This window comes from Achromobacter sp. SX5 (assembly GCF_056711425.1).
Genome location: NZ_CM160041.1, coordinates 1,728,529 through 1,739,912, shown reverse-complemented (window position 1 = coordinate 1,739,912; position 11,384 = coordinate 1,728,529). Strand labels below are relative to the sequence as shown.

Here is an 11,384-nt window from a genome sequence, read left to right as displayed (position 1 = left end):
GGACGGCGGGCAGCGGATGGAACTTTCTTACCCCACGGCGCGAGCCGCCGTTCCTACCAAGGAGTTATCCATGTCCGACAAGAATCCCGAAAAGGGCGGCCTTTCTCGCCGCAGCTTCCTCGGCACCGCAGCCATCACCGGCGCCGCCGGCCTGGTGGCGGGCGCGCAGATCCCCACCGCGCATGGCAAGGACGCCAAGGGCGCCAACGGCGTGCTGGGCCACGTCGCGCCGGGCGATCTGGACGAATACTATGCGTTCAACTCCAGCGGCCAGTCGGGCGAAGTGCGGGTGCTGGGCCTGCCGTCCATGCGCGAGCTGGTGCGCATCCCCGTCTTCAACCACTGCAGCGCGACCGGCTGGGGCCGCACCAACGAAAGCCGCAAGATCCTCACCGAAGGCCTGACGCCCGAGACCCGCGCCTACCTCAAGGACAAGGGCGGCGTGTTCGCCAACGGCGACGCCCACCACCCTCACCTGTCGTTCACCGACCGCACCTACGACGGCCGCTACCTGTTCATCAACGACAAGGCCAACAACCGCGTCGCGCGCATCCGCCTGGACGTGATGAAGACCGACAAGATCACCGAGCTGCCCAACGTATCGGGCGTGCACGGCCTGCGGCCGCAGCGCTATCCGCGCACCGGCTATGTGTTCGCCAACGGCGAGCACATCGTGCCGCTGCCCAACGACGGCAAGGTGATCGACGATCCCAAGAAGAACTTCTTCGCCATCTACACCGCGATCGACGGCGACACCATGAAGGTCGCCTGGCAGGTGCTGGTCGACGGCAACCTGGACAACGGCGACGCCGACTACCAGGGCAAGTACTCCTTCTCCACCTGCTACAACTCGGAGAAGGGCGTGACGGTGGAAGAGATGTCGGCCAACGAGCAGGACTGGGTCGTGGTGTTCAACATCAAGCGCATCGAGGAAGCCGTCAAGAAGGGCGACTACAAGATGATGGGCGGGGTGCCGGTGATCGACGGGCGCCACGGTTCCAAGTACACGCGCTACATCCCGGTGCCGAACTCGCCGCACGGCTGCAACGCCGCGCCCGACGGCATCCACATCGTGCTCAACGGCAAGCTCTCGCCCACCGTCACGGTGCTGGACGTGCGCACGCTGGACGACCTGTTCGACGACAAAATCAAGCCGCGCGACTGCGTGGTGGCCGAACCGCAGCTGGGCCTGGGCCCGCTGCACACGGCCTTCGACGGCCGCGGCAACGCCTACACCACGCTGTTCATCGACAGCCAGATGGTCAAGTGGAACCTCGACCTGGCCAAGCGCGCCTTCAAGGGCGAGAAGGTCGACCCCATCATCCAGAAGCTGGACGTGCACTACCAGCCCGGCCATAACCACACCACCATGGGCGAGACCCGCGAGGCCGACGGCAAGTGGCTGGTGTCGCTGAACAAGTTCTCGAAGGACCGCTTCCTCAACGTGGGTCCGCTCAAGCCCGAGAACGACCAGCTCATCGACATCTCCGGCGACGAGATGAAGCTGGTGCACGACGGCCCCAGCTTCGCCGAGCCGCACGACATGTGCCTGGTGCACCGCTCCAAGGTCCACCCGCTCAGCGTCTGGAAACGCGACGACCCCATGTGGGAGGACGCCCGCCAGATGGCCAAGAAGGACGGCGTCACGCTGGAGGACGCCGCCAAGGTGGTGCGCGACGGCAACAAGGTGCGCGTGTACATGATGGCGGTCGCGCCCATGTTCAGCATCAAGAAGTTCGAGGTCAACCAGGGCGACGAAGTCACCGTGGTGGTGACCAACATGGAGGTGATCGAGGACCTGACGCACGGCTTCACGCTGGAAGGCCACGGCATCGCCATGGAGATCGGACCGCAGGCCACTTCGTCGGTCACGTTCACCGCCGACCGCCCGGGCGTGTACTGGTACTACTGCCAGTGGTTCTGCCACGCGCTGCACATGGAGATGTCCGGCCAGATGATCGTCCATCCCAAGAAGACCGCGTAGCGTCCATGACAGTCATCGCAATGCCGAAGGGCGGCAGGAGGACCGCCCGCGCCGCGCTGGCGGCCTTCGCCCTGGCGCTGTCCGGCGCCGCGGCGGCGGCCGTGCACACGCTCGCCCCCGGCGCCGACCTGGCGCAGGCCGTCGCCGCGGCGCAGGACGGCGACGTGCTGCGCCTGGCCCCCGGCACCTATTCCGGCGGCATCGTCATCGACAAGCCGCTGACGCTGGAAGGGCCGGCCGACCGCTCGGCGGTCATCGCCGGCACGCGCCAGGGCCGCACGCTGTGGATCAAGGCCGCCGACGTGTCGCTGCGCAGCCTGACCGTGACCCGCTCCGGGTTGAGCCTGTCGGACATGGACGCCGGCGTCTTCCTCGACCGCACGGCGCACCGCGCCCGGGTGGAAGGCAACGACATCCTCGACAATCTCGTGGGCGTGCACGTCTGGGGGCCGCGCGACGCCCTGGTGCGCGGCAACCGCATCGTCGGCAACCGGGAACTGCGCGTGGCCGAACGGGGCAACGGCGTCACGCTCTGGAACACGCCCGGCACCCGCGTGCTGGACAACGACATCTCGGCCGGGCGCGACGGCATCTTCGTCAACACCAGCCGGCTGAACACCTTCAGCGGCAACCGTTTCCACGACCTGCGCTACGCGGTGCACTACATGTACACCAACGAAAGCGAAATCAGCGGCAACGTCGCCACCGGCACCGACGTGGCCTACGCCATCATGTTCTCGCACCAGCTGATCGTGCGCGACAACGTCGCCGTCGACAGCCGCGAGCAAGGGCTGATGCTGAACTACGCCAACCAGTCCCGCATCACCGGCAACTCGGTGGACCGCGCGGGCAAGTGCGTGTTCATCTACAACGCCAACTACAACGAATTCCAGGACAACCGCTTCGCCAACTGCGACATCGGCGTGCACTTCACCGCCGGCTCCGAAGGCAACCAGGTATCCGGCAACGCCTTCATCAACAACCGCAACCAGGTCAAGTACGTCAGCACCCGGACGCTGGACTGGTCGGTCGCGGGCCGCGGCAATTACTGGAGCGACAACACCGCCTTCGACCTGGACGGCGACGGCATCGCCGATACCGCCTACCGGCCCAACGACGTGGTCGACCAGCTGCTGTGGCGCGCGCCGGCCGCGCGCATCCTGCTCAACAGCCCGTCGATCGCCATCGTGCGCTGGGCGCAATCGCAGTTCCCCGCCATCCTGCCCGGCGGCGTGATCGACAGCGCGCCGCTGATGCAGCCGCCGCCGCTGCCGGCCCGGCTGCCCAAGGAGTCTCCATGAATACCGACCTCGTGACGCTGTCCGGCGTCAGCAAGCACTACGGCGCGCAGCGGGCCATCGACGGCCTGGACCTGCAGCTGCGCGAGGGCGAATGCGTCGCGCTGGCCGGCCACAACGGCGCCGGCAAGAGCACGCTCATCAAGCTCATCCTGGGCCTGATCCGCCCCACCCAGGGCCGCGTCGCGCTGTTCGGGCACGACGCCCACAGCCCGGCCGCGGCGCGGCTGCGCAACCGTATCGGCTACCTGCCCGAAACCGTGGCGCTGCATCCGTCCATGACCGGCGAGGAAACGCTGGCGTTCTACGCCCGGCTCAAGCGCCAGCCGCTGTCGGGCAACGCCGCGCTGCTGGAGAGGGTCGGCATCTCGGGCGCGGCGCGCCGGCGCGTGGGCGGCTATTCCAAGGGCATGCGCCAGCGCCTGGCGCTGGCCCAGGCCCTGCTGGGCCAGCCGCGCGTGCTGCTGTTCGACGAGCCCACCACCGGCCTGGACCCGGCCTCGCGCCTGATGTTCTACGACATCGTGCACGAGCTGCGCGCCGCCGGCGCCACCATCCTGCTCAGCACGCACGCGCTGTCCGAACTGGCCGGCCACGCCGATCGCATCGTGGTGATGAAGGCCGGCAGGAAGATCGCCGACGGCGCCATGTCGGCGCTGCGGCGCTCCACCGGCCTGCCCATCCGCATCCGCCTGACCCTGGCGCACGCCGACGCGCCGCCGGCCGGCGCCTGGCGCCGCATCGAGGCGGGCCGCTACGAGCTGGCCTGCCTGGAACACGACAAGATCGCGGCGATCCGCAGCATCGGCGCGCTGTCGTCCGACATCCACGACCTGGACATCCAGGTGCCGAGCCTGGACGACATCTATGCACATCTGCTTGAACGGGAAGACGTATGAACGCGGTAGGCACCATCATCGGCAAGGAAATCCGCGACGGGCTGCGCAACCGCTGGGTGCTGGCCACCGCCCTGCTGCTGGCCGCGCTGGCGCTGGCCCTGGGCCTGCTGGGCAGCTCGCCCAGCGGCACGGTCAAGGCCGAGCCGCTGACCGTCACCGTGGTCAGCCTGTCCAGCCTGTCCATCTTCCTGGTCCCGCTGATCGCCATGCTGCTGGCCTATGACGCCGTGGTCGGCGAAGTCGACCGCGGCACCATGGCGCTGCTGCTCAGCTATCCGGTCTCGCGCTGGCAGGTGCTGGTGGGCAAGTTCATCGGCCACCTCGCCATCCTGGCGCTGGCCACGGGCGCGGGCTACGGCTCGGCCGGGCTGGCGCTGCAATGGGCCTACGGCGGCCTGGACATCGGCGCCTGGCAGCCGTTCGCGCTGCTGATCGGCGCCAGCGTGCTGCTGGGCGCCAGCTTTCTCGCAATGGGCTATCTGATCAGCACGCTGGTGCGCGAGCGCGCCACGGCCGCCGGCATCGCCCTGGGCGTCTGGCTGTTCTTCGTCGTCATCTACGACATGGCGCTCCTGGGCGTGCTGGCCGCCGACCAGGGCCGCCACGTCAGTCCCGGCCTGCTCAACGCGCTGCTGCTGCTCAACCCCTCGGACGTGTACCGGCTGCTGAACCTGACCGGCTTCGAGAACATTTCGCTGTACGCCGGCATGGCGGGCGTGAGCGACCAGGCCAGCCTGCCGACGTCGGCGCTGATCGCCGCGCTGCTGCTGTGGGTCGCCGTGCCGTTCCTGCTGGCGGCGGCGGCATTCAGGAGGAAACAACTATGAGACGCCTGCGGCTCGCCCTGGCCCTCGCGGCCCTGCTGAGCGCCGCCGCCTGCGGCAGCGGCGCCGATTCCGAGGCCCCGCCCCCGCCGCCCCAGGCCGTGACGCTGGAATCGGTCGGCCACTACTGCGGCATGGCCTTGAACGAACATGGCGGCCCCAAGGGCCAGATCTTCATCAAGGGGCGCGCGGCGCCGGTGTGGTTCTCGTCGATCAAGCAGGTCTTCGCCTATACCCTGCTGCCGGAAGAACCCAAGGCCATCAGCGCCATCTACGTCAACGACATGGGCACGGCCGGCCCGGACGGCGCGCCCGATCCGTCGGTGTGGATCGACGCGCGCCAGGCCTACTACGTCATCGAAGGCCGTTTCATCGGCGGCATGGGCGTCGAAGACGCGATGCCGTTCTCGCAGCGCGAACGCGCCGAAGCCTTCGCCCGCGCCCACGGCGGCCGCGTCGCCGCCTTCGCCGACGTGCCGGAAGCCTATGTCTTCGCCCAATAGTCCCGCCCCACTCCGCAGGCCTGTCGCCATGAATCCTACCCGCCGCCGTTTCATCGGCATCGCCGCCGCCGCATCCGCGCTGGCGCTCGCCCCCCTGCCCGCGCGCCGCGCCGCGGCTTCCATCGCGCCCACCGTGTGGCGCGGCGTCGCCCTGGGCGCCGACGCCGAACTGCGCCTGTACCATCCCGAACCGCAGGCGGCGCAGCGCCTGATCGCGCAGGCGCTGCAGGAATTGCGTCGGCTCGAAGGCATCTTCAGCCTGTACCGCGAAGACAGCGCCCTGTCGCGCCTAAACCGCCAGGGTTATCTGGACGATCCGCCCGCCGACCTGCTGCAGCTGCTCAGCGTGAGCCTGCGCTACGGCAGGCTCACCGGCGGCGCCTTCGACCCCACGGTGCAGCCGCTGTGGCAGCTGTACGCCGGGCACTTCTCGCAGCCGGGCGCCGATCCCGCCGGGCCGTCCGCGCAGGCGGTGGCGCGGGCGCTGGCTCGCGTGTCGCGTGAAGACGTGGCGCTGGACAGCGGCCGCATCGCGCTGGGCCGCCCGGGGATGGGGATCACGCTCAACGGGATCGCCCAGGGCTACATCACCGACCGCGTCACCGAGCTGCTGAAACTGGGCGGGCTGGAGCGGGCGCTGGTGGACATGGGCGAAATCCAGGGCATGGACAGCCGCGCCGCGGCCGCCGACTGGCAGGTCGGCCTGGCCGACCCGCAGGACCCCGCGCGCCTGCTGGCCACCGCCAGCCTGCGCAACCAGGCCCTGGCCACCTCCGGCGGCTACGGCACCGCGCTGGACGCCGAGGGCCGCTACACCCATCTCTTCGACCCGCGCACCGGCCGCGCGCGTCCGCTATACCGCAGCGTGTCCGTCATGGCGCCCAACGCCACCCTGGCCGACGCCCTGTCCACGGCGTTCTCGCACATGCCGCTGGACGCCGCGCGGCCCATCGTGCGCGAACACGGGCTGCGGGCATGGTTCGCGTTGCCGGATGGGGGGCTGAAGGTGTTGGAAGCGGGGGGCTGAAAGGGGTTGTTGATGGCGGCTGGCGCCGCCCGATGGGTTTCGCGCGTTTGGCGGTGCGTTGCTTGTGTCGGATGGGGCGCGTTGCACCCATCCTACGTTCGAGGCACCCATCGCAGGATGGGTGCAGCGCGAGATTCATTGGGCGGCGCCAGCCGCCCGGCCATCACGCCGCCGAAGGCGGGTTCAGCGAAGACAGCATCTGCGTGAAGATCTTGGGGCTGGCGGCCAGCACGTTGCCGCTGTCCATCCAGCCCTGCTCGCCGTCGAAGTCGGCGACCAGGCCGCCGGCTTCCAGCACCATCAGGCTGCCCGCGGCCAAATCCCAGGGCTTGAGGCCCACGCCGCAGAAGCCGTCCAGGCGGCCGCAGGCCACGTAGGCCAGGTCCAGCACGGTCGAGCCCAGGCGGCGCACGCCCGTGCTGCCTTCGGCCATCTGGCGGAAACGCGCCGAGCCCTGTTCCGGGTCGCCCGAGTTGGGCCAGTGCGCGCCCAGCAGCGCGTCGTGGTAGCGGGTGCGGCCCGAGACGCGCACGCGGCGGTCGTTCAGGAACGTGCCGCTGCCGCGGCTGGCGGTGAACAGTTCATTGCGCGACGGATCGTAGATCACCGCCTGGGTGACCTGGCCGCGCTGCGTCAGCGCGATGGAGACCGCGTAGTTGGGCAGGCCGTGGATGAAGTTCGTGGTGCCGTCCAGGGGATCGATGATCCACTGGAATTCGGCCTGGTCCGGACCTTGCAGGCCGAATTCCTCGCCCAGGACGGCATGCTCCGGATAGGCCGCGCGCAGCGTCTCGACGATGGACTCCTCGGCGGCGCGATCGACTTCCGTGACATAATCCCGCGGCCCCTTGCGAGCCACGCTGAGTCGTTCCAAATCCATGCTGGCACGGTTGATAATGGTGCCGGCACGCCGGGCCGCCTTGATGGCGATGTTGAGCATCGGGTGCATAAAATTCCGTACGAATGCGATGAGTTGGCTTGATGATAGGCCGCTTGCCGCCCCCTGCGGCCGGGGGAAATCGACCCAGAAAACCAGGAAGGCACTAAGCCAAACGTGCCATTTTAAATGACTCAAGCATTTTCACGCGTTCGCTTCATCATGGTGAACCCCAGCCACCCCGGAAACGTCGGTTCGGCGGCCCGCGCCATCAAGACGATGGGCTTTTCCGAACTGGTGCTGGTGGCCCCCAAGTTTCCGGATGTAACCAGTCAGCCCGAGGCCGTGGCGCTGGCCAGCGGCGCACTGGACGTGCTGGAAGGCGCCCAGGTCTACGGTTCGCTCGAAGCGGCGCTGGCGCCGGTGACGCTGGCCTTCGCGCTGACCGCCCGGGTGCGCGACCTCGGCCCCCCGCCCTGCGACATCCGGCAGGCCGCCGAACTGGCGCGCGGCCACCTGGCGGACACGGCCGAGGGCGTGGCTGCGGTGGTGCTGGGCACCGAGCGCGCGGGCCTGACCAACGCCCAGATCGCGCTGTGCCATCGCATCTGCCACATCCCCGCCAACCCCGAATACAGCTCGCTGAACGTGGCCCAGGCCTTGCAGCTGGCCGCCTGGGAACTGCGCTACGCGCTGCTGGCGGCCGCCGGCGCCCCGCTGCTGCCGGCCTCGACCGCGCAAGAACCCGCGCGCGGCGCCGCGCCGGCCTCCGGCGAGGCGGTGCAGGCTTTCCTGACGCACTGGGAAGAAGCGCTCGTGGGCGTCGGCTTCCTGGCCCCCGCCCATCCCAAGAAGCTGATGCCGCGCATGCGCCATCTTTTCACCCGCCTGGAGTTGAGCCGCGACGAGGTGGACATGATGCGCGGCGTCTGCACGGCCATGCTGAAGAAAAGCCGGAGCGGGCAGTAGGCCGCGCAAAAAAATAGGGATGGGCCATGGCCCATCCCCACGCATCGGTCGCCGGGCGGCGCGCCGCCCGCGACACGAAGATCAATCCACTTTGGCGCCCGAGGCCTTGACCACCGGGGCCCAGCCTTCCACTTCGGACTTGATGAACTGGCCGAATTCGGCCGGCGTGGTCTTCACGCCCACCGCGCCCAGGCTCTCGAAGCTCTTCTGCACTTCCGGCTTGTCCAGCGCCTTGACCATGGCGGCGTTCAGCGTGTTGACGACTTCCGGCGGCGTGCCGGCCGGGGCGATCAGGCCGAACCACGACGACACGTCGAAATCCTTGTAGCCCGATTCCTGCATCGTCGGCAGGTCCGGCGCGCTCTTGGAGCGTTCCTTGGTCGTCACGGCCAGGGCGCGCAGCTTGCCCGACTGCACGTGCGGCCACGACGAGGGCATGTTGTCGAACATGAACTGCACCTGGCCGCCGACCAGGTCGGTCACGGCCGGGGCGCTGCCCTTGTACGGCACGTGCAGCACGTCGATGCCGGTCTTCATCTTGAACAGCTCGCCCGCCATGTGGATGGAGGTGCCGCTGCCCGAGGACGCGAACGCCAGCTTGCCCGGGTTCTTCTTGGCGTAGTCGACCAGTTCCTGCACCGACTTCACCGGCACCTGGGGATTGACCACCAGGATGTTCGGCACCTTGGCGCCCAGCGCCACCGGCGTGAAGTCCTTGGTCAGGTCGAAATTGACGTTCTTGTACAGGGTCTGGTTGATGGCGCTGGTCACGGCCACGAACAGCAGCGTGTAGCCGTCGGGCGTGGCGCGCTTGACCTGGTCGGTGGCGATGTTGCTGCCGGCGCCCGGCTTGTTCTCGACCACGAACGACTGGCCGAGGCTTTCGGTCAGTTCCTTGGCCATGATGCGGGCGATCACGTCGGTGGTGCCGCCGGCGGAAAAGCCCACCACGATGCGTACGGGCTTGTCGGGATAGGCGGCGTGGGCGGACCCCATGGCGAATGCGCTCGCGGCGGTGGCCAGAACGGTGGCGGCAAGACGCCGCAGGGCAGGCTTTTGACCCTTAGTCATAGTGTCTCCGTGCAGGTACTGTCCATAAAATGGACGATTTGAATTGTTGGATGAGGCATTCTCAGCTATACACGGCCGCTGCATCAAGGTAGAGTCCACGGTACGGACAATGGTTTTCCCTTGACCGTTCCGGAATAACCCTTAGTTTTCAGAGAATTCCATGCAAGACAGCGACGCCGCGGCCGCAGGCCCGCGCACTTTGCGGCGCGGGCTGGCCGTACTGGCCGCCCTGCGAGATCAAGGCCCGGACGGCCTGAGCGTGACCGACATCGCGCGCCTGACCGGCATCCAGCGCCCCACTATTTATCGCCTGCTGGCCGCCCTGCTCGACGCCGGGCTGGTGCTGCCCGTGGCCGGCACCAAGAAATACCGCGCCCAGCTGGCGGTGGACCCGGACACGCGCTCGCGCGATCCGCGGGTGCGCCAGCTGCTGCCCGTGCTGCGCCGGCTGGCCGACCGCACCGGCGACGCGGTGTTCCTGGTGGTGCGTGACGAGGACGATTCCATCAGCCTGCACCGTGAGATCGGCAGCTATCCGGTGCAGATCCTGGCCACCTACGCCGGCAAGCGCCAGCCGCTGGGCGTGGGCTCGGGCGGCATGGCCCTGCTGGCCGCGCTGCCCGACGATACGGCGCGCGGCATCGTCGAGCGCAATTCCGGGCGCCTGGACGAATACGGCGGCATGACGCCGCAGGAAATGTTCCGCCTGATCGAAAACACCCGCGCCCGCGGCTATTCCGTGGTCGGCAACCACGCGGTGCGCGGCGCGCTGGGCGTGGGCTGCGCCCTGCTCGACGCCCAGGGCGCGCCGCTGCTGGCGGTCAGCGTCACGGCCATCATCGACCGCATGCCCGCCCAGCGCCAGCGCGAAATCGCCGGCTGGATCAAGGCGGAACTGGCGCGGCTCGCCGTGCAGGCCTGAACGGCCGAAAAAAAACGGGCGCCGGGCGCCCGTTCGTACTGCCGCGTCGCGTCCGCGTTCAGGCGGGCGCGCCGGTCTTGGGGTTCTGGATCTCGCGCAGCGGGATCGGCGGCTGGAAGCCGGCCCGCTCCAGTTCGGTGCGGATCTGCTGGTAAAGGCCCCAGCGCAGGTCCCAGTACTTGGCGGCATCGGCCCACACGCGCACGTTGACGATGACGCCGTTCTCCTTGTAGTCGAACACCTTGACCTGCGGTTCCGGGTCTTTCAGCGCATCTTCGCGCGCGTCGACCAGCGCCTGCAGCTTGGACAGCACCTGCTCCAGGTCGTCGCCGTAGCGCACCGGCACCGGGATATCCAGGCGGCGCGTCTTGTTGCGGCTGTAGTTGGTGATGGTCGCGTTCCAGACGGTGCTGTTGGGCAGGGTCAGGTGGATGCCGTCGACCTGGACCAGCCGCGTCAGGAACAGGCCCACCTCTTCGACCGTGCCGTCGGCGCCCGAGCTCAGCGCCACGTATTCGCCGGCGCGGATGGGACGCAGGATGAGCAGCATGATGCCGGCCGCGATGTTCTGCAGCGTGCCCTGCAAGGCCAGGCCCACGGCCAGGCCGGCGGCGCCCAGCACCGCGATCAGGCTGGCCGTCTGCACGCCGAAGCGCGCCAGCACCGCGATCACGGTGAAGATGCGCACCGTCCAGACCACCGTGCTGTAGAACATCGGCACGATCGTGGGATCGATCTTGCTGGAGCGGGCCGCGGCCCTGCGCACCCAGCCGCCCAGCAGCGACGACACCCACCAGCCGATGACGAGGATCAGCAGCGCCACGAGCAGATTGCCGCCCAGCTCCATGAGCTTGGGAGCCCAGGCATTAAATTCTTTCAAGGCTTCTTCCATGGAATCTCCTGTAATTGCCGGTTGCCGGAAAAAACGACCAGGGACTTTATCAGATGCGGCTTGCGCCTGGCGCCGCGGCGCGGTCCCGTCGTGTCAAGGTTTGTAAGGATACGGCCGA

The 11,384-nt window shown here is 68.5% G+C and carries 11 protein-coding genes; 8 read left to right on the top strand and 3 right to left on the bottom strand.

Annotated features, from left to right (window positions below; genetic code table 11):
• Positions 1-70 precede the first annotated feature (70 nt).
• The 6 genes from nosZ to AC1M14_RS08225 are packed head-to-tail and all read left to right on the top strand — an operon-like array spanning position 71 to position 6,535.
• A complete protein-coding gene (gene nosZ / locus AC1M14_RS08250) occupies positions 71-1,984 on the top strand; it encodes a TAT-dependent nitrous-oxide reductase (RefSeq protein WP_111824588.1) in 1,914 nt (637 codons plus the stop codon).
• A 5-nt stretch (positions 1,985-1,989) separates the two neighbouring features.
• Entirely contained in the window at positions 1,990-3,285 is a 1,296-nt protein-coding gene (locus AC1M14_RS08245) for a nitrous oxide reductase family maturation protein NosD (RefSeq protein ID WP_479731381.1), read from the top strand.
• Positions 3,282-4,181 (top strand): ABC transporter ATP-binding protein, encoded by a 900-nt coding sequence (locus tag AC1M14_RS08240; RefSeq protein ID WP_102772521.1) that lies wholly within the window; start codon positions 3,282-3,284, stop codon positions 4,179-4,181. Before AC1M14_RS08245 ends, AC1M14_RS08240 begins: the two co-directional genes overlap by 4 nt.
• Positions 4,178-5,008, top strand: coding sequence for an ABC transporter permease (locus tag AC1M14_RS08235; protein WP_102772522.1), 831 nt, complete (start codon positions 4,178-4,180; stop codon positions 5,006-5,008). Before AC1M14_RS08240 ends, AC1M14_RS08235 begins: the two co-directional genes overlap by 4 nt.
• Entirely contained in the window at positions 5,005-5,508 is a 504-nt protein-coding gene (locus AC1M14_RS08230; protein WP_111824585.1) for a nitrous oxide reductase accessory protein NosL, read from the top strand. Before AC1M14_RS08235 ends, AC1M14_RS08230 begins: the two co-directional genes overlap by 4 nt.
• 28 nt (positions 5,509-5,536) lie before the next feature.
• Complete coding sequence (locus tag AC1M14_RS08225; RefSeq protein WP_209166912.1) at positions 5,537-6,535, top strand: FAD:protein FMN transferase; 999 nt, start codon at positions 5,537-5,539, stop codon at positions 6,533-6,535.
• A 163-nt stretch (positions 6,536-6,698) separates the two neighbouring features.
• Here the strand turns inward: AC1M14_RS08225 and AC1M14_RS08220 are convergent, their stop codons facing one another.
• Positions 6,699-7,484, bottom strand: a complete 786-nt coding sequence (locus AC1M14_RS08220) for an inositol monophosphatase family protein (protein WP_102772525.1) — start codon at positions 7,482-7,484, stop codon at positions 6,699-6,701.
• Positions 7,485-7,601: 117 nt separating this feature from the next.
• Here AC1M14_RS08220 and AC1M14_RS08215 point away from each other — a divergent pair, with 117 nt between their 5' ends.
• Positions 7,602-8,381, top strand: coding sequence for an RNA methyltransferase (locus AC1M14_RS08215; RefSeq protein ID WP_479731380.1), 780 nt, complete (start codon positions 7,602-7,604; stop codon positions 8,379-8,381).
• Between the two features lie 81 nt (positions 8,382-8,462).
• Here AC1M14_RS08215 and AC1M14_RS08210 read toward each other — a convergent pair whose 3' ends face one another.
• Entirely contained in the window at positions 8,463-9,452 is a 990-nt protein-coding gene (locus AC1M14_RS08210; RefSeq protein ID WP_102772527.1) for a Bug family tripartite tricarboxylate transporter substrate binding protein, read from the bottom strand.
• A 160-nt stretch (positions 9,453-9,612) separates the two neighbouring features.
• Between AC1M14_RS08210 and AC1M14_RS08205 the strand changes: the two genes are divergently transcribed.
• Positions 9,613-10,374, top strand: a complete 762-nt coding sequence (locus AC1M14_RS08205) for an IclR family transcriptional regulator (RefSeq protein WP_102772528.1) — start codon at positions 9,613-9,615, stop codon at positions 10,372-10,374.
• Between the two features lie 58 nt (positions 10,375-10,432).
• Here the strand turns inward: AC1M14_RS08205 and AC1M14_RS08200 are convergent, their stop codons facing one another.
• The gene (locus AC1M14_RS08200) at positions 10,433-11,266 is read right to left on the bottom strand and encodes a mechanosensitive ion channel family protein (protein ID WP_102772529.1); all 834 of its coding nucleotides are present in this window, start codon (positions 11,264-11,266) and stop codon (positions 10,433-10,435) included.
• Positions 11,267-11,384 lie beyond the last annotated feature (118 nt).